The organism is Falsiroseomonas sp., from assembly GCF_051859025.1.
Classification (GTDB): domain Bacteria; phylum Pseudomonadota; class Alphaproteobacteria; order Acetobacterales; family Acetobacteraceae; genus Falsiroseomonas.
Genome location: NZ_JBHYGL010000039.1, coordinates 154,745 through 173,306, shown reverse-complemented (window position 1 = coordinate 173,306; position 18,562 = coordinate 154,745). Strand labels below are relative to the sequence as shown.

The following is an 18,562-nucleotide window of genomic DNA, read 5'->3' as shown; positions in this document are numbered from 1 at the left end:
CGGAATCGGCGGCTTGCCGCTACCAGGAATACGAATCCGGCCGGAGGATCGCCCTGGTGGAGGCGGCCAGGTTGCGGGGCTCCGGCTTCGGCATCGCGGGCCGTTCCATCCTTCCCCAGCCCGGCGCATCCAGCACCTTGCCGTCCTGCATCACCACGCGGCCGCGGACGATGGTGGCGACGGGGGCGCCGACCGTCTCCATCCCCTCGAAGGGCGTGAAGCGGCTGCGTTCACTGTGGAGGTCTGCGCCGCGGATGGTACCGCGCTTCGCGGGATCGACGATGGCGATGTCGGCATCCGCGCCGGGCTGGATGACGCCCTTGCGGGGATAGAGGCCGAAGGCCTTGGCGGGCCCGCTGCCGGCCATGCGGACATACTGCTCCATCGTCATCCGCCCCTCATGCACGAAGGTCAGCATGAGGGGCATGGAGGTCTCGACGCCCGGGAAGCCGCAGGCATTGTCCCAGAAGGACGGGCGCTGCTTCTCCTCCATCGCATGCGGCGCGTGGTCGGTGCCGAGGATGTCGATCGTGCCGTCCAGCAGCGCCTGCAGGATTGGCTCCCGCTGCCGTCCTTCCCGGATCGGTGGGTTGAGGCGGCCGATGCGGGCGGCGTCGTCGGTCAGATCCTCCGCCGCGATGATCACGTATTGCGGGCAAGTCTCCACCGTGATGGGCACGCCGCGCGCCTTGGCGTCCCGGATGATGGGAATGCTGCGCATGCAGCTTTCATGGACGATGTGGATGCGCGCGCCCGTCCATTCCGACAGGGTGATGGAGCGGTTGAGGCTTTCCAGCGCGGCGACATCCGTGCGGGCGGCCAGATGCGCAAAGGCGTCGTCGCGGCCCGCCGCCTTCATCCGGTTCTCCCGCCAGAACAGGATCGGGGAGTTCTCGGCATGGATGGAGCAGCGGAGACCGAGTTCGGCCAGGATCTCGAACCCCTCCAGCACCGCGCCGTCATTGGGGGCGGGGTTGTTGCCGGTGGTGTTGCCGTAGAAGAGCTTGAAGCCGATCACCCCGGCCTCTGCCAGCGCCGGCAGATGGTCGATCGAGCGTTCGTCGAGAATGCCGTAGAGGCCGTAGTTGACGATGGCCTGGCGTTCGGCGGCCTGGCGCTTGGCGTTGAAGGCCTCCACCGTCGCGATGGCGGGTTCGGTGTTCGGCATGTCGAAGACGGTGGTGACGCCACCGGCGGCGGCGGCGCGGGTGCCGGTGCGCCAATCCTCCTTCTGCTCCATGCCGGGTTCGCGGATATGGGTGTGGACGTCGATGGCGCCGGGGATGACGAATTTTCCGCGCGCATCGATGGTCGTGGCGGCCTTGGGCGCGAAGGCCGGGTGGCCCACGAAGGCGATGAGGCCGTCCTTCACCGCGACATCGGCGGTGAAGCGGCCGGTCTCATTCACCACCGTGCCGCCGGTGATGAGGAGATCTGCGAGGAAGGTAGTGTCGGTCATGGCGTCGTGCGGTTCCTTCCTGGGCGGCCCGCGATGCGGGCCGAGGCCGCGAATGCGGCCCGCGGCAAGTGCCGCGAAGCCAAGCGCGCGGATGCGCGCGCCCGGCGTTTGAGGGCTTGGAAAAGGTTCAGATCACCCAGCCGCCATCGACGGCGAGGTCCTGGCCCGTGGTCTGGCGGGACATGTCGGAGGCCAGGAACAGCACGGCATTCGCGACGTCCATGTCGGTGCTTATCCGCTGAAGCGCGTATTCGGAAGCGTGCTTGCGGCGGGCATCCTCGATGCTGATGCCTTCCTTCCGCGCCATGGTCGCGCGCACCTGTTCGAAGCGCGGGCCTTCCACCATGCCGGGGCAGACGCAGTTCACATTGATGTCGTAGGGCCCGAGTTCGAGCGCCGCTGATTTGGTGATGCCGCGCAGCCCCCATTTGCTGGCGGAATAGGCGCTGCGCCCGGCGCGGCCGCGCAGGCCGAAGGTGCCGCCGACATTGACGATCTTGCCCCGTTTCGCCGCGATCATGCTGGGCGCGAAGGCGCGCATCGTCATGAAGCAGCCGGTGACGTTCAGGCGCAGGATATCGTCGAATTCCTGCGGCGTCGTCTCCCAGAACGTCTTGCCGAGGGGGCCTCGGCCGCCGGCGATGTTGACCAGGACGTCGCAGCGGCCGAAGGCGGAGAGCACCGACGTCGCCATCGTGTCCACGCTGGCGGAATCCATCAGGTCACAAAAGAAAATCTCCGCCCGGCGGCCCAGGGCGCGGCATTCCGCCTGGACTTCCTCGATCGCCTTGGTGTCGCGGCCGACCAGCGCGAGATCTGCGCCATGTTCGGCCAGCAGCTTGGTGCAGGCGGCGCCCATTCCCTTGGCGGGGCCGGTCACGACGGCCACGCGGTCCTTCAGCAGCATCACGGCGATTCCCTTATTCCGCGCGCAACAGGCGCTTCGACTTGGTCCAGCCCTTGGCGAGGGACCGGCAATGGCAGGCGACATGCGGCGCCACCTCGTGGCACCAGGCCTTCACCTCGGCGTTCACGCCGCGCAGCCGCTCCGCGGCCTCGTTCGCCTCCGCCGCCAGCTTCGCCTCATCGAGGCCCAGCACCTTGCGGTCCCGCAGCTTCCATTCGCCGCCGATCATCACATCGACGACGGCGGCGCCATCCTCGGTCCAGACCAGTTGGTTGGCGGCATCGTTGAGCGGCGCCCAGTTGATGTGGTCGAGGTCGAGCAGCACGAGGTCCGCGGCGCGCCCCGCCTCGATCACCCCGCCATCGAGGCCGAGGAGCTTCGTGGAACCGGCGGTCGCGAGGCGCACCGTCTCCGCCGTGCCGAGCCAGTCGTCATCCTCCGAATCCTCCCAGAGGCGGGAAGCGAAGGCGGCCAGGCGCATGGATTCGAACATGTTCTGGTTATCGGAGGAGGAGGATCCATCCGTGCCGATGCCGACCGTCACGCCGGCCCTGATGGCCTTGCGCGCCGGGGCGATGCCGGAGGAGAGGCGCATATTGGCGCCGGGGTTGTGGGAAAGGCCGCCGCCGCGCTTCGCCAGCAGGTCGAGGTCGCTGTCCGTCAGCCAGACGCCATGGGCGACGCTGAACCAATCCCCCACCAGGCCGAGCCGGTCCATGTGTTCCAGCATTGTCGCGCCATCGTAGCGCAACACGCCACCGGCCGCCTGGAATCGGCTTTCGGCGACATGGGTCTGCATCCGCATGCCGTGCTCGGCGGCGAGCGTCCGGCAGCCCTTCATGAAGTCGTCGGTGCAATGCAGGGGGATGGTGGGCGCGCAGCCCAGCACGATGCCCTTCGAGCCATAGGACCAGGACTTCGCCGCGGCGGCGATCGCGTCCAGGATCTGCTGCGGCGCGGGCATGCGCATGGCCTCGGCCCGCGGACGCAGGCTGTCGGGCAGGGATTCGGGCAGGCCGGGCGTCGCCTGGAAGAAGGTGAGGTCGCTGACCATCGGCGCCAGGATCGCGCGCAGGCCGACGGTGGCGTAGGCATCCGCCATGGCGTCCAGCCCCTCCACCGTCGGGCAGGGGAATTCGGCGGGCAGGTCGAAGACGGCGGTGCAGCCCTTCTTCAGATTCTCGACCGCGTTGAGCGCGGTGGACAGCCACTTGTCCCGCAGCACCCGGCCGCCGCTGATCCAGGGCGCGTGCGCCAGCAGCAGGGGCAGGTCCCATTTGTCGCCCGCACCCTTGGCCAGGCCGCCATGGCCATGGGTATGGCCGTTGACCAGGCCCGGGATGATGAGGCGCTTCGCAGCGTCGAAGACCTGCGCGCCTTCCACCGCGGTGCCGGGCGGCAGGACGGCTTCGATGCGGCCATCCCTGACCAGCACATCGGCGAGCGGCGCGGAAAGGGCGTCGGGCGCGAGGACACGCGCGCCGGTGAGCAGCGTGGCGGGGGCGGGCATGCGGGAGGGTCCTCCGGGATGGGAGGGGTGGGCGTTACCCCCACCCCGACCCTCCCCCGCAAGCGCGGGGGAGGGGGATCGCGATCTTACAGGCGGCGTTCGGAGGCCGGCGGCAGGTAGCGGTCGGTGAACATGGTGCTGGCGGCGGGCGGGTTGGCGACGCCCAGCGCTTCCGCGTTCACCGTCACCAGCTGCTGCGCGCGGGCCATGTCCACATGCCCCATGCCGTGCTGGCGGCTGTTGGGGGTGATGATGGAGCGGTCGCGCGTCATCGCGAAGCGGCGGGCTTCCAGCGCTTCGTCGAACAGGGGCTCGCGGCGCTTCAGGCTGGCCATGCCGCCGGGCACGTCGTTCAGCAGCAGCTTGAGGCCATCGATGGAGGCCTTCACGAAGCGGGAAGCCACTTCGCCATTCCGCTCCAGCCAATCCGCGCGGCAGAAGACGCCCGAGCCGTAGAGGTCGAGGCCGTTCTCGGCATAGGGCCAGGAGAGGATGTCATCCTCCGGGATGCCGAGGCCGACCAGGTTGAAGTGCACGGTGAACAGGAAGCCCGTGACGGCATCGACCTGGCGGGTGCGCAGCATGGTGTCACGCAGGTTGGCGGCCATGGAGGTCCAGCGCACGCGGCTGGCATCGATGCCGGCGACGCGGGCGAAGGCTGGGAAGAGCAGGCGCGAACCCTCGCCTTCCGGCGCGCCCAGGTTCTTGCCGACGACGTCCTGCGGCTTCTCGATGCCGCGGCCCTTCATGGTGACGATGGCGGCGGCGGTGCGGTCGAACACCGGATAGAGCATGACCAGGCGGCTGGCCGGGTTTTCCGCGTTGAACTTCACTGCGCCGGAGAAATCCGCGAAGCCGATGTCGTAGGCACCGGAGCCCACCTTCACCAGCGCATCGCCGGAGCCGAAGCCGCGATCCATGCGGACGGCCAGCTGTTCGCGGCGGAAGATGCCGCGATCCTCGGCCAGCGACCACATGCCGTGGTTGCCCTGCAGCGCCCAGTCCAGCGTGAAGCGGACGGCGGATTGCGCGGCGGCGGTGCGGATGGTGGGCAGGGACAGGGCCGCGCCGGCGGCGGTGGCCAGAAGGGTGCGGCGGTTGAGACTGGTCATGGTCCTTGGTCTTTCCTTGGGACTGGCGTCAGTTGATCCGCCGCAGCGCGGCGGCGGGCAGGAAGCGGGTATCGAGGATCTCGGAAGCGGCGGGCACGCGGGGCAGGCTGAAACCCTGGGCGACGATGCCGATGGCGCGGTTCAGGCGTTCGGGCTCCACATGGCCGATGCCGTTGGCCAGCGCTTCCGGCGTGCGGATCTGGTTGTCGATCACCCATTGCAGGCGCTCGGTCTCCAGCGCCGGGTCCAGCAGGGCCTCCCGCCGGGCGATGTGCTGGACGGCGGCGCGGGGGTCGCGAATCGCCTCGATCCAGCCGCGGGTGATGGCGCGCACCAGGCCGGCCACCACCTGGGGGCGGCGCTCGGCCATCTCGGTCGATACCAGGATGGAGTTGGACAGCACATCGACCCCGTGGTCGCCGTAATACATGAAGCGGACATCCTCGCGCCGCACGCCGAGGCCCTTCAGCCCGAACCATACCGTGGAATCGAAACCTGTCACGGCCTCCACATCGCCACGGACCAGCAGCGTCTCCCTCAATTGGGGCGTGACGGATTGGAAGTTGACGCGGGCGGGGTCGATGCCCGCCAGGGTGGCGAAGGCGGGAAACAGGCGAAAGCCCGTGTCGTTCTGCGGCGCGCCGACTCGGCGGCCGGCCAGGTCCTGCGGCCGGGTGATGTTGGCGCGCGCCAGGCTGACCACCGCCATGGGCGGGCGGGTGTAGAGGACCATCGCCGTGACCACCCGGCGTTCCGGCTGGCGGGCGGTGAATTCGATCAGCGTGTTGATGTCGCCGAAGCCGGCATCATAGGTCCCGGCCGCGATGCGGCCGATGGGGGCGGAGGAACCCTCGCCGGGGTCCATGCGCAGCGTGATCCCTTCCTCCCGGAAGAAGCCGCGATCCTCGGCCAGGAAGAAGGGGGCGTTGGGGCCCTCCAGCCGCCAGTTGAGGATCATGCGCACATTTTCCTGCGCGAAGGCCGGTGGGGCGAAGGCGGGGACGGCGGCAAGCAGGCCGGCGGCGACCACCAGGGCGCGGCGTGCCAGGGCTTTGGGCATGGGATGCTCCTTTGGCGTGCAGTGTCCCATCCCTTGGCGCGGTGGTGCGCAGGCGGGACGCCGCGTTGCGCCCCCGGTCGGCAAGCCCCGTGCCAATGGTCAGGTCACGCGCCAGCCGCTGGCAAAATCCTTCATGCGGTACCAACCGGTGACGATCGGCATGAACCACGGCGTCCCCGTGTAGCCGGGCAGGGTGGGCATGGGCATGCGGGAGAAGGCGGAGGCGCGGTTGTCGCCCCCCAGCATCATCCGCGCCGCCACGGTGCCGAGATGCGTCATGGTGACGACGCCGCTGCCATTGCAGCCCAGCGCATGATGCACGCCGTCCTGGACGCCGACATGGGGCAGCATGTCGAAGGCGAAGGCGACATTGCCCTTCCAGCCATGGGTCAGGCGCACGCCTTCCAGCGAGGGCAGCAGATGGACCAGGTGGCGGTGCAGCCAGCGTGCGCCCACGCGCGGGTCGGTGTCCGACAGCGTGGCGCGGCCGCCGAACAGCACGCGCGTGCCGTCGGGAGAGGGGCGGAAGTAGTAGAGGATCTTCTTCGTGTCGCCATAGACGCGGAATTTCGGCAGCACTTCGGCCACGCGATCCCGGCCGAGCACCGCCGTCGCGACCATGTAGGAAGCGACGGGGACGACGCGCCTTCGGTGCCAGGGCAGGGCCTGGCCGGTATAGCCGTTGGTCGCGACCATGACGTGCCGGGCGCGGATCACGCCGGCGGTGGTGGAGACGAGGAACCCCGCCCCTTCGCGCGCGACGCCATCCACGGTGACGCCGCCGGCCAGCCCCGCCCCCGCGCGCCGTGCCGCCCGCGCCAGGCCCTGGGTATAGCGGGCGGGGTGCAGGCTGGCGGCGCGGTGGTTCACCATGCCGCCGTGGTAGCGGGGGGTGCCGAGTTCCTCCGCCAGGCGGTCGCGCGGCAGGATCTCCGCCGTGCCGGGGATGGCGGCGTTCAGCAGGGCGGCGCGTTGCGCGAGCGATTCCATCGCGGCGGCGCTATGGGCGCCGACGAAGCGGCCGCAGCGGACGTAGTCGCATTCGATCGATTCGCGGGCCAGCAGCGCCTCGAAGGCATCGAAGCTGGCCTCGGCCTCATCCACCATCTCGCTCAGCAGCGCGGGGTCGATGCCCTTGGAGACGTCGGACTTCGCCCGCCCCAGGCTGCCCGCGCCGGACAGCGCACCGCCATTGCGGGACGACGCGCCCCAGCCAATCGCCTCCCGGTCCAGCACCAGGGGCGCCATGCCGCCGCGGGCGAGTTCGAGCGCCGTGGACAGCCCCGTGATGCCGCCGCCGATGATGACCGCATCGGCCTGGTCGGGCAGGGCGGTGACGGGGGAGGAAGGCGGGGCGGCAGCCTCCCACCAATAGGGCGTGGTGCGGAAGCCGGGGGCGAAGATGGCTTCGTCATTCATGCCGGCCGTCCCGCGCTGCGCGCCAGGTAGAGCGTGGCTGCCACCATGATGAGGGTCCCCCAGACCAGTTCCCAGCCCGGCCTCTCGGCGAAGGCCAGCATCGCGATCACGGCGGAGGCCGGGATCTGCACATATTCGATGGGCGCCAGCAGCCCGACCGGGGCACGTCGCGCGGCCCAGGAGGCGCAGAAATCGCCAAGGATCGCGAGGATGGACCCGGCCACCAGCATCACCGCGGCAAAGGCGGTGGGCGTCTGCCAGACGAAGGCGGAGACGGGGCCCCAGACGATGACGGAGGCCAGCGCATACCAGGCGACGACGCGCGCCGGCGGCTCCGTCGCCGAGAGCATCTTGACCGCGATCAGCACCAGCGCGCCGGTCAGCCCACCCAGCAGCGCCGCCAGCGTGCCGGCGGAAACCCCATCCTGGAACCCGCCCTGGCCGGTGGCGATGACGAGCACGCCGGTGAAGCCGATGGCGGCCGCGATCGCGCGGTCCCAGCCCACCCTCTCCCCAAGCAGCAGGAAGGCGAGCGGCAGGGCCCAGAGCGGCCGCGCATGCATGATCGCCACCGCATCGGCCAGGGGCAGCCAGAGGATGGCCAGCATATGGACCATGAAGCCGACCAGCCCGGCGCAACAGCGGAACAGATGCGCCCCGGGCCGCCGCGTATGCAGCGCCGCCGGCCCCATCCGCATCAGCCAGGGCAGCATGACCAGCACGGTGAAGGCACCGCGGGCAAAGGGGACCAGGGGGACGGGCAGGCCATCCTGCATGGCCGCGCGGAAACAGGCGCCCATGGCAGCGAAGGACAGGCAGCAGGCCAGCATGAGGCCCATGCCGGCCAGCAGGCGCCGAGCTTCACGTGATTGTTCGCCTTGCGGCGCGGTCCCGGCGTCCATCCGGCGGGAAGGCTAGGCCCTGGCAAGGTCCAGGGAAAGGTGGGGGCGGCCAAACCAACCACCATGGGCCGGCCACCCCTGGGCCGGCCACCCCCGGGCCGGCTAGCGGCGGTCGGCCGCCATCTCCGTCTCCAGCTCCTTGATCCGGGCGATGAGCGTGGCACGGAGCGAGGACGAGGCCGTGGGCTTCATGCCGGCCAGGGTTTCCTTGAGCTCCGCCAGCAGGCGCTTCTTCTCCTGCGGGCTCCGGCGGATGGGGCGGTTGTCGGAGAACTGGCCCTCATGCGATCGCATCGGCGTGTCCTTCCCGGGCTGTTGTTGAGAAGACGGGTTAGGGGGGCGGCGCGGCGGCGTCAACGCGCGGCGGCGCGACGATGCTGCGGTGCCGCATTCCAGGGCAGGCGATGCGTGGCCGCGAGGCAAGGCGCGCTCAGGGGTGGGCGGGACGTTGTCCGGACAGCTTGCCTGAAACGGCGGGGCGGCGCAGATATCACCGCGCGCGGCGCGCCGCGCGACAGGGAAAAGTCCTCCGGGGAACCAAGCAATGCCGAACACGATCCTCCATGGCGTGACACCGTCTCGCCGCGCGTTGATGCTCGGTGCCGCCGGGGCGCTGGCCGCGCCGGGCGTGCTGCGCGCGCAGCCCGCGCCGATCAAGCTCGGCATCCTGCAGCCCGTGACAGGCGCCCTGGCGCAGGACGGCGAATATGGCCGCATCGGCGCCGAACTGGCCATCCAGGAGTTGAACGCGACGGGTGGCATCAAGTCCATCGGCGGCGCACAGATCCAGATGGTGTTCGGCGATGCGCGGTCGAACCCCGAAGGCGGCACGGCGGAAGTGGAGCGGATGCAGGCCGAGGGCGTGGTCGCCATCGTCGGTGGCTTCGCGAGCCCGATCTGCCTGGCGGCCAGCCAGGCGGCTTCCCGCTACGACCTGCCCTACATCGTCGATGTGGGCGTCGCCGACACGATCGTCACGCGTGGCCTGCGCAACACCTTCCGCTTCTCCCCGGGCTTCGGTGCCATCACGGCCGCGGCGCTCGACAACCTCGTCAAGCTGAACGATGGCGCCGGCAAGCCGGCCAGGACCGTCGTGGTTGTCCATGAGGATGGGCTGTTCGGTTCGGGCATGGCCAGGCTGATGGCCAGCGAACTGCCGAAGCGTGGCTTCGAGATCCTGGAGACGATCAGCCACCCGTCCCCGGCGCGGGACATGTCCAACATCGCGCTGCGCATCCGCAGCCTGAACCCGGACCTGATCATCCCGTCCAGCTACTACAGCGAATTCGTCCTGCTGAGCCGCACGCTGCAGCAGCGCCGCATCCGCCCGAAGGGCATCTACGCCATCCTGAATGGCGCGGCGTCCAACTTCCGCTTCGTGCGGGAATTCCCGGATGCGGCGAATCTGGTGATGGACGTCAACCACTGGGCCGATCCGCGCAAGCCGAAGACTGCGGAACTGCGCCGGATGGTGGAGGCGCAGAACCGCTTCTGGCTGTTCAACGTGCCGATGAACTACTCCGCCGTGATGCTGGTGGCCGATGCGCTGGAACGTGCCGGCCGTGCCGACCGCAATGCGGTGATCGAGGCGCTGGCGAAGACCGATGGCAGCTTCACCCGCCACATCATGCCGTATGGCCCGACCAACTTCGTCAACGGCCAGAACCAGGCGGGCCAGGCGGTGAACACGCAGATCCAGAACAACGACGTGAAGGTGATCTTCCCGACGGAGTTCGCCGACGCGCGTCCGATCTTCCCCTGGCCGGCCGGGTGAACGTTGAACTCCCTTCCGCTTGAAATCGTGCTGGAGGCCGTGGCGAACGGCCTCCTCACCGGTGCCGTCTATGGGCTGGTCGCGCTGGGCCTCACGCTGGTCTATGGCGTGCTGCACATCATCAACTTCGCCCATGGCGCGCTGCTGACCATGGCGATGTATGCGGCCTGGGTGTGCTGGGCCGTGTTCGGGCTCGATCCCTATGTCGCCATCCTGCCGCTGGTGCCGATCTTCTTCGCCGTCGGCTACCTGGTGCAGCGTTTCGTCATCATGCCGGCCAGCCAGGGGGATGATAACAACATCCTGCTGGTGACGCTCGGCCTGTCGATCGTGCTGGAGAACGCGATGCTCGCGATCTTCCGGTCCGACACGCTGTCCGTGCAGGTGCCCTATGCGATGGAGGTGATCGAGGCCGGGCCGATGCTGCTGTCCTTCCCGCGCGTCGTGGGTTTCGGAGTGACGCTGGTCGTGGCGCTGGTGCTGTTCCTGGTGCTGACGCGCACGGATACGGGGCGGGCGATGCGGGCCGTGGCGAAGGAACGCACGGGGGCGGCGCTGGTCGGCATCGATGTGAAGCATGTCTATGCCGTGACGTTCGCGATCGGCTGCGCCTGCCTGGCGATTTCCGCCTGCCTGCTGCTGCCGTCCTTCTACGTGAACCCCCGCGTGGGCAACGCCTTCGTGCTGGTGGCCTTCACCATCGTGGTGCTCGGCGGCATGGGCAGCGTGCCGGGCGCGCTGGTGGGCGGATTGTTCATCGGCGTGGTGGAGAGCCTGTCGGGCCTCTATTTCGGCGACAGCCTCGGCCAGTTGGGCATCTTCGTGATCTTCATCCTGGTGCTGCTGTTCCGGCCGACCGGATTGTTCGGGGCGCGCGCGTGAAGGACCGGCAGCTTTCCCTGATCCTGGCCTTCGCGGCCATCGCGGCGCTGGTGCCGCTGTTCGTCACGGCGGGCACCTGGCTGAACTTCGCGGTGTTCACGCTGATCCTGTGCCTGGCGGCGCAGGGCTGGAACATCCTGGGCGGCTATAGCGGGCAATACAGCTTCGGCCACGCCGCCTTCTTCGGCACCACCGCCTACCTGACCGCGGTGTTGCAGACACGCTATGGGATCAGCCCCTACGCCGCCTTCGCGATCGGCATCGCCGCCGCCGCCGCGGTGGGCTGGGTGATCGGCTTCCTGTCCTTCCGATCCGGCCTCAAGGGCAGCTACTTCGCGCTGGTGACGCTGGCCTTCGCCGAGGTCTTCCGAGTGCTGGCCAACGCGTCGGACATCACCGGCGGCGCGGCCGGCACGCTCATCAAGCTCGATGTCCGGCCGGAGAATTTCCAGTTCGCTTCCCGTGGCACCTTCTTCTGGGTGGTGCTTGGAATGGTCGTCCTGGCGATGCTGCTGACGCGCGCGCTGGAACGATCGCGCCTCGGCGCGCAGATGGTGGCGGTGCGGGAGAATGAGGACGCGGCCCGGGCGCTTGGCGTCGATGCCCTTCGCGTGAAGCTGGCGGCCATCGCGCTGTCGGCCGCCATGACGGGGGCGGCGGGTGGACTGTATGCGCAGTACTTCCTCTATCTCGACGCCACCATCGCCTATGGCACCTGGATCAGCGTGGAGGCGCTGCTGGCGCCGATCGTGGGGGGCGCGGGCACGGTGTTCGGGCCGGTGGTCGGTTCCATCGTGCTGCACAGCCTGTCGGAGTTCACCAAGAGCCTGGTGGGCCGCATCCCGGGCATCGACCTGGTGATCTTCGGCATCATGCTGATCCTGGTGGTGCGCTTCCCGCCGCGGAACATACCCGGGCTGATCCGGCGCTGGAGGGGTACGAAGTGATCGAACCCGATCCCGCCTTCCTGGCCGTCCGCAACGTCTCCATGCGCTTCGGCGGCCTGCTCGCCGTGTCCGATGCCTCCTTCTTCGTGAAGGAGGGCAGCATCACGGGGCTGATCGGGCCGAATGGCGCGGGGAAGACGACGCTGTTCGCCATCGCCTCCGGATTCCAGAAGCCGACCAGCGGGCACGTGCTGTGGAAGGGGGAGGAGATCACGGCAAGGCAGCCACATCTCCTCGCCCGCGCCGGCATCGCGCGCACCTTCCAGATCGTACAGCCCTTCGCGGGGCTGAGCGTGCGGGAGAATATCGCGGTGGGCGCCTTCCTGCGGCACAAGCGGCGCGACGACGCGATCGGGCTGGCGGAGAAGGTGGCGGAGCGCGTCGGCCTGGTGGCCGAACTCGACAAGCCCGCGGCGGCACTGACCGTATCAGGGCGGAAGCGCGTGGAGTTGGCGAAGGCGCTGGCGACGGAGCCGAAGCTGCTGCTGCTGGATGAGGTCCTGGCCGGGCTCAACCCCAGCGAAGTCCGCGACATCGTGCCGGTGGTGCGCGCCATCCGTGATTCCGGCGTGACCGTGCTGATGATCGAGCATGTGATGCAGGCCGTGATGAACCTCTGCGAGGCCGTGCATGTGCTGGCGCAAGGCCGCATCATCGCCAGTGGAACGCCGGCGGAGGTGGTGGCGACGCCGGCGGTCATCGAGGCGTATCTCGGCCATGGCGCTGCCACGCGCCTGTCAGGCAAGACCCATGCTTGAGGTCAGGGACCTCGTCGCCGGCTATGGCCTGACGCGCGTGCTGGAAGGCGTGTCGCTGGAGGTGAAGGCGGGCGAGATCGTGGCCGTGCTGGGGTCCAACGGCGCGGGCAAGACCACGCTGAACATGACCATCAGCGGCCTGGTGAAGCCGCGAGGCGGAGAGGTTCTTTTCGACGGGCAGCGGATCACCGGGCTGTCACCGGCGCAGGTGATGGAACGCGGGCTGGTCCAGGTGCCGGAAGGCCGCAAGATCTTCCCGAACCTCAGCGTGCGGGAGAACCTTGAACTCGGCTCCTACCGCCGCGCCAAGCCCAACCGCGCGCGGAACCTGGAGAAGGTCTTCGCCACCTTCCCTCGGCTGCGGGAGCGCGTGGCGCAGGGCGCGGGGACGCTGTCGGGCGGTGAGCAGCAGATGCTGGCGATCGGCCGCGGGATGATGGCGGAGCCGCGGCTGCTGATCCTGGATGAACCGTCGCTCGGCCTTTCGCCGCTGCTGGTGGAGGAGATGTTCACGCTGATCCGCAAGCTGCATGGCGAGGGCCTGGCCATCATGCTGGTGGAGCAGAATGTGGCGCAGTCGCTCGACATCGCGGACCGCGCCTATGTGCTGGAACACGGGGTCTTCGCGCTGTCGGGCCCGGCTGCCACAGTGCGCGACGACCCGGAGCTGAAGCGCGCCTATCTGGGTCTGTAACGGGGAAGGAAACAGAAGCCATGGCCATGCTGACGCCGGGGGTTGCCGCGGCAACCGAACTGCTCGCCACGCCGCCCTCGCCATGGCTCGGCGAATGGTCGCGCTTCGCGTCCAAGGTGCGCTTCACCGACCTGCCGGCCGATGTCGTGGCCCGCACGCGGCTCGCGCTGCTGGACTGCATCGGTGCGATTGCGTCCGGCGCGCAGGAGCCGGAATGCCAGGCGCTGGCGGCACGGATGATCGCGCGGGAAGGCGGCGGCGATTCGCCGGTGATCGGCTTTGCCGGCGGCGCCCGGCCGGGCACCGCGGCCTTCCTGAACGGCACGGCAGGCACGATGCTGGAGCTGGATGAAGGCAACCAGTACGCCCGCGGCCACCCCGCCATCCATGTCGTGCCCGCCCTGCTGGCCGCCCCGCGCGGCGATGGCGCGGCGCTGCTGATGGCGCTGGCGCTGGGGTATGAGATGGGCAGCCGCGTCGGCATCGCCAGCAAGCTCAATGTCGCGATGCACCCGCATGGCACCTGGGGCACGCTGGGCGCCGCGACCGGCATCGCCAAGCTGCATGGCGCGAGTGCGGAGGAATTCCGCGGCGTCATCAACATGGCCTCCACGCTCGGCCTGGCCACTTCGCGCAAGACGATGCTGGAAGGCGGCACGGTACGGAACACCTATGCCGGTGTCGCCAACATGCTCGGCATCACGGTGTGGGATTTGGTGCGGGCGGGGTTCGAGGGGGAGCGCGACGGCGTCGCCACCATCTTCGGTCAGGTGGCCGCCAGCGATTTCCAGCCCGGCGAGATGGTGGCGGAGCTCGGCACCCGCTGGGAAATCGCGCGCAACTACTTCAAGCGCCACGCCGCCTGCCGCTACACCCATGGCGCCCTGGATGCGCTGGCGAACATCGTCGCGCAGCATGGCGCGCTGACGCCGGACCAGGTGAAGTCCGTTCACGTGCACACCTATGTCTGGGCGGCGCAGCTGGACAGCCCGACGGCGCCCAACATGCTGGCGGCCAAGTTCAGCATCCCCTTCGCCATCGCGACCTTCATCCGCCACGGCGCCGCGACCGTGCCGGCCTTCCGTGGACCCGCGCGTGAGGATCCCGTGACGCTGGCCCTCGCGGCGCGCGTCACGGTCGATGAGGATGCGGCGATGACGGCGATGCTGCCGGGGCTGCGGCCCGCGCGCGTGGCCATCACGCTCAACGATGGCCGCGTGTTGACGGCGGAAGTCACGACCAATCGCGGCGATACCGAGGACCCCTTCTCCGAGGCCGAGGTGCGCGAGAAATTCCATGACCTGGCTGACCCGGTCTATGGGCGCGATCGCGCGACGGCGATCGAGGAAGCGGTGCTGGCGATCGGCCCGCATGACGAGGCGACTTCACTGGTGGAATTGTTGGCACGATGAGTCTGGATGCCGTGACGCTGGCCGTCCTCAAGGGACGGCTGGAGCAGATCGCCGACGAGATGGACGCGACGCTGTATCGCAGCGCGTTCAACCCGATCATCGCGGAGGCGCGGGACGCCTGCCACGGCATCTATCATGCGGAAACCGGCGCCACGCTGGTGCAGGGGACGAAGGGGCTGCCGATCTTCGTCGGCGCCATGTCCTTCGCGGTGCAGGCCGTCATCAAGCGGGTGCAGGCGGGCGCGGGGCTCGATCCCGGCGACACCTTCATCTTCAACGATCCGTATGAGGGCGGCACTCACCTGAACGACTTCCGCCTGGTGCGGCCGCTGTTCCGCAACGGGCAATTGTTCTGCTGGCTGGCGAGCGTGGGGCATTGGCTCGACATCGGCGGCAACGTGCCTGGCAACTACAATCCGCGCGCCACGGAAAGCCACCAGGAAGGCGTGCGATTCCCGCCGGTGAAGCTGATCCGCGCCGGCGTGATGCAGCAGGACATCCTGGATATCCTGGCTGCCAACAGCCGCGTGCCGCAGTCCAACTGGGGCGATTTGAACGGGCAGCTGAACGCGCTCGACCTCGGCCAGCGCCGGCTTTCGGCGCTGCTGGATGAGAGCGGGGAGGCGACGGTGGAAGCGGCCTTCGTCGCGCTGGCGGACCGCGCCGCGGCGCTGATGCAGGCGGAGGTCGAGGCGCTGCCGGATGGCGACTATGCCTTCGAGGACTACCTCGACAATGACGGCGTGGTCGATGAGAAGCTGGTCATCGCGCTGGACATGAAGGTACGCGGCGGGTCGATGCTGCTCGACTTCTCCCGCAGCAGCGATGCCTGCCTCGGCCCGATCAACATCAGCCGGGCGACGACGGTGGCGGCCTGCTATGTCGCGCTGAAGCACGCCTTCCCGGATGTTCCGGCGAATGCGGGCGTGCTGCGGCCGATCGAGTTCGTGATCCCTGATTCGTCGCTGCTGGGCGTGGGACCACCGCGGCCGGTGGCAGGGTATACCGAGACGATCCTGCGCCTGATCGGCGTGATCTTCGGTGCGCTGGGCAAGGCGGTGCCGGAACGCGCGACGGCGGCGCCCTTCGGCACCATCAATGCACTGTCGCTGTCCGGCCAGCGCAAGGATGGCACGCGCTGGGTCATGTTCTCCTTCTTCGGCGGCGGCCTCGGCGGCAATCCGGAGAGCGATGGGCTGCACCACGCGAACAACCCGATCTCCACCGCGACGATCCCGCCGGCGGAAATCCTGGAAGCCGCCTATCCCGTGATGTTCACGCAATGGGCGCTGCGGCCGGATAGCGGTGGTGCCGGGCTGCATCGCGGCGGTGTCGGCGCGATCTATGAGATCGAGGCGCTGTCGCCGGGCACCACGGAAGTGGCACTGCTGGGCGAACGCGGGCGCTATGCGCCTTTCGGCGTCAGCGGTGGGCACCCGGCGGCGCTGAACACCTTCGCGTGGCAATCGACGGAAGGCTGGAACACGCCGCCCATGGCCAGCAAGATCGTCGGCGTGAAGATCGAGGCCGGGCAGCGCGTGCGCCTCGAAGCGCCTGGTGGCGGCGGATGGGGCGACCCGATGCAGCGGCCGCGTGAGGCCGTCGCGCGCGACATCAAGCTGGGCTTCGTCAGCGCGGAACGCGCGGCACAGGACTACGGATACCAGGCATGAGCAGCGCACCCATCGTCGGCGTGGACGTCGGCGGCACGTTTACCGACCTGTTCCTCTATGATCCGGGCACGGCATCCTTCCGCACGGCGAAGGTGCCGTCGAACCGCGGTGATGAGGCCGTGGGCTTCATGAACGGGCTACGCGCGCTCGGTGGGCCTGCGGGGTTCGAGGCGATCGTGCATGGCACGACGGTCGGCACCAATGCGCTGCTGGAACGCAAGGGTGCGAAGCTTGGCGTCATCACCACCGCGGGGTTCCGCGATGTGCTGGAGATGCGGCGGCGGGACCGGCGCAACACCTGGGGCCTCTGGGGCGAGTTCCTGCCCATCACGGACCGCGATATGCGCTTCGAGGTGCCGGAACGCACGCTGGCCGATGGCACGGTGCACACGCCTGTCGATATCGCGGCGGTGGAAGCCGCGGCGCGTGAATTGCTGGCGCGCGGCGCCGAAGCCTGCGCGATCGTCTTCATCAATGCCTATGCGAGCGGGGTGAACGAGGCCGCGGCGGCGAAGGCCGTGCGCGCGATCTGGCCGACGCCGCATGTCAGTGTTTCCTCGGAAATCCTGCCGGAGATCCGGGAGTTCGAGCGCGCCTCCACCACCGCGCTCAACGCCTATCTGCAACCCGGCGTGGCGAGCTACCTCGGCAAGCTGGAAGGCGCGCTTGAATACGCGGGCTTCGGCGGGCGCTTCCACATCGTGCAGTCCAATGGCGGCATCATGTCCACCGCGACGGCGCGCAGCGTGCCGGCGCGCACGGCGCTGTCCGGCCCCGCGGCTGGTGTCATCGCCGCGGCGGCCATCGCCAAGGCAGCGGGCTTCGAGAATGCGATCACCTGCGACCTGGGCGGCACGTCCTTCGACGTATCGCTGGTCGCAGGCGGAGAGATGGCGCTGGCGGCGCAGGCGACGATCGATTTCGGCCTGGTGATCCGGAGCCCGATGATCGAGATCACGACCATCGGCGCCGGCGGTGGCTCCATTGCCCACGTCGATCGTGGCGGGTTGTTGCAGGTGGGGCCCGAAAGCGCGGGCAGCCGGCCCGGGCCGGTCTGCTACGGGCAGGGCAATACGCGGCCGACGCTGACCGATGCGAATGTCGTGCTGGGCCGGATCAATGCGGACAAGCCCATCGGCGGCGCGCTGGCGCGGCTGGATGTGGAGGGTGCGAAGGCGGCGCTGCTGCATCATGTGGGCCAACCGCTGGGCCTCGATGCCATGGCGGCGGCGGAGGCCGTGGTGCGCGTGGCCAATGCCAAGATGGCGGGCGCCATCAGGCTCGTGTCGATCGAGCGCGGGCATGATCCGCAGAAATTCGTGGCGCTGCCCTTCGGTGGTGGCGGCGCGCTGCATGTCGGCGCGCTCATCAAGGAAGTCGGCCTGCAAGCGGCGCTGGTGCCACGCTTCCCCGGCGTGACGAGTGCTATCGGCTGCGTCATTGCCGATGTGCGGCATGACCAGGTGCGGACGCTGAACCGCAACCTGGACGGCATCGATGCCGCGGCGCTTGACCAGCGGATGGTGGAGGAAGCCACCGCCGCACGCGCCGTGGTGGAAGCGGCGGGACTGCCGGTGGAGCGGATCGAGATCCGCTTCGAATTGGACATGCACTATGCCGGCCAGACCCACACGGTCGGCGTACCGCTGCCCGTGCATGTGAGGAACGGCACGACGGGCGTGTCGGAGGCCATCATCCGCATGGCCTTCGAGGCTGCCTACCAGACGGCCTTCAGCCGCCTTCTGCCGGGCCTCGGCATCCGCATCGTCTCCCTCCGCACGGCCGCCATCGGCATCCGCCCGGATTTCGACCTGACGGCGCTGGCACCACCCAAGGATGCGACGGTGGAGAATGCGGCGCGGGGCGCGCGGCAGGTGTGGTTCGATGGCGCCTGGCACACCGCCACGGTGTGGTCGCGGCTCGACCTGCCGGAAGGCTCCCGCGTGCACGGCCCGGCGATCCTGGAGCAGGGGGATGCGACGGTCGTCGTCGATCCGGACCTGGTCGCGCGCACGGATCGCTTCGGCAACCTCATCATCGAACGGGAGTGACG

16 protein-coding genes are annotated in these 18,562 nt (G+C 69.1%); 8 read left to right on the top strand and 8 right to left on the bottom strand.

What is annotated here, in order from left to right; genetic code table 11:
* Positions 1 to 19: 19 nt before the first annotated feature.
* From ACTIE5_RS26740 to ACTIE5_RS26705, 8 genes are all read right to left on the bottom strand, one after another.
* The gene (locus ACTIE5_RS26740; protein WP_439552783.1) at positions 20 to 1,459 is read right to left on the bottom strand and encodes a dihydroorotase; all 1,440 of its coding nucleotides are present in this window, start codon (positions 1,457 to 1,459) and stop codon (positions 20 to 22) included.
* 127 nt (positions 1,460 to 1,586) lie between these two features.
* Positions 1,587 to 2,366 (bottom strand): SDR family NAD(P)-dependent oxidoreductase, encoded by a 780-nt coding sequence (locus tag ACTIE5_RS26735; RefSeq protein ID WP_439552782.1) that lies wholly within the window; start codon positions 2,364 to 2,366, stop codon positions 1,587 to 1,589.
* 13 nt (positions 2,367 to 2,379) lie between these two features.
* The gene (locus ACTIE5_RS26730; RefSeq protein ID WP_439552781.1) at positions 2,380 to 3,876 is read right to left on the bottom strand and encodes an amidohydrolase family protein; all 1,497 of its coding nucleotides are present in this window, start codon (positions 3,874 to 3,876) and stop codon (positions 2,380 to 2,382) included.
* 86 nt (positions 3,877 to 3,962) lie between these two features.
* Positions 3,963 to 4,988 (bottom strand): ABC transporter substrate-binding protein, encoded by a 1,026-nt coding sequence (locus ACTIE5_RS26725; RefSeq protein WP_439552780.1) that lies wholly within the window; start codon positions 4,986 to 4,988, stop codon positions 3,963 to 3,965.
* A gap of 28 nt (positions 4,989 to 5,016) precedes the next feature.
* Positions 5,017 to 6,048, bottom strand: a complete 1,032-nt coding sequence (locus ACTIE5_RS26720; protein WP_439552779.1) for an ABC transporter substrate-binding protein — start codon at positions 6,046 to 6,048, stop codon at positions 5,017 to 5,019.
* A gap of 99 nt (positions 6,049 to 6,147) precedes the next feature.
* Positions 6,148 to 7,467 (bottom strand): NAD(P)/FAD-dependent oxidoreductase, encoded by a 1,320-nt coding sequence (locus ACTIE5_RS26715; RefSeq protein WP_439552778.1) that lies wholly within the window; start codon positions 7,465 to 7,467, stop codon positions 6,148 to 6,150.
* Positions 7,464 to 8,369 (bottom strand): DMT family transporter, encoded by a 906-nt coding sequence (locus tag ACTIE5_RS26710; protein ID WP_439552777.1) that lies wholly within the window; start codon positions 8,367 to 8,369, stop codon positions 7,464 to 7,466. The genes ACTIE5_RS26715 and ACTIE5_RS26710 overlap by 4 nt, the downstream gene beginning before the upstream one ends.
* 102 nt (positions 8,370 to 8,471) lie before the next feature.
* Complete coding sequence (locus tag ACTIE5_RS26705; protein WP_439552776.1) at positions 8,472 to 8,663, bottom strand: hypothetical protein; 192 nt, start codon at positions 8,661 to 8,663, stop codon at positions 8,472 to 8,474.
* 250 nt (positions 8,664 to 8,913) lie between these two features.
* Between ACTIE5_RS26705 and ACTIE5_RS26700 the strand changes: the two genes are divergently transcribed.
* Genes ACTIE5_RS26700 through ACTIE5_RS26665 form a run of 8 tightly spaced genes read left to right on the top strand, consistent with a single transcriptional unit; the run spans position 8,914 to position 18,560 of the window.
* Positions 8,914 to 10,143 (top strand): ABC transporter substrate-binding protein, encoded by a 1,230-nt coding sequence (locus ACTIE5_RS26700; RefSeq protein WP_439552775.1) that lies wholly within the window; start codon positions 8,914 to 8,916, stop codon positions 10,141 to 10,143.
* 3 nt (positions 10,144 to 10,146) lie between these two features.
* The gene (locus tag ACTIE5_RS26695; RefSeq protein ID WP_439552774.1) at positions 10,147 to 11,025 is read left to right on the top strand and encodes a branched-chain amino acid ABC transporter permease; all 879 of its coding nucleotides are present in this window, start codon (positions 10,147 to 10,149) and stop codon (positions 11,023 to 11,025) included.
* Positions 11,022 to 11,972 (top strand): branched-chain amino acid ABC transporter permease, encoded by a 951-nt coding sequence (locus tag ACTIE5_RS26690; protein ID WP_439552773.1) that lies wholly within the window; start codon positions 11,022 to 11,024, stop codon positions 11,970 to 11,972. The genes ACTIE5_RS26695 and ACTIE5_RS26690 overlap by 4 nt, the downstream gene beginning before the upstream one ends.
* Positions 11,969 to 12,730 carry an ABC transporter ATP-binding protein gene (locus tag ACTIE5_RS26685; protein WP_439552772.1) on the top strand — a complete coding sequence of 254 codons (762 nt, stop codon included), beginning with the start codon at positions 11,969 to 11,971 and terminating at the stop codon, positions 12,728 to 12,730. Before ACTIE5_RS26690 ends, ACTIE5_RS26685 begins: the two co-directional genes overlap by 4 nt.
* Complete coding sequence (locus ACTIE5_RS26680) at positions 12,723 to 13,424, top strand: ABC transporter ATP-binding protein (protein WP_439552771.1); 702 nt, start codon at positions 12,723 to 12,725, stop codon at positions 13,422 to 13,424. Before ACTIE5_RS26685 ends, ACTIE5_RS26680 begins: the two co-directional genes overlap by 8 nt.
* Positions 13,425 to 13,444: 20 nt before the next feature.
* On the top strand, positions 13,445 to 14,836 hold the full coding sequence (locus tag ACTIE5_RS26675) for an MmgE/PrpD family protein (RefSeq protein ID WP_439552770.1): 1,392 nt from the start codon (positions 13,445 to 13,447) through the stop codon (positions 14,834 to 14,836).
* A complete protein-coding gene (locus ACTIE5_RS26670) occupies positions 14,833 to 16,509 on the top strand; it encodes a hydantoinase B/oxoprolinase family protein (protein WP_439552769.1) in 1,677 nt (558 codons plus the stop codon). Before ACTIE5_RS26675 ends, ACTIE5_RS26670 begins: the two co-directional genes overlap by 4 nt.
* On the top strand, positions 16,506 to 18,560 hold the full coding sequence (locus tag ACTIE5_RS26665; protein WP_439552768.1) for a hydantoinase/oxoprolinase family protein: 2,055 nt from the start codon (positions 16,506 to 16,508) through the stop codon (positions 18,558 to 18,560). Before ACTIE5_RS26670 ends, ACTIE5_RS26665 begins: the two co-directional genes overlap by 4 nt.
* Positions 18,561 to 18,562 lie beyond the last annotated feature (2 nt).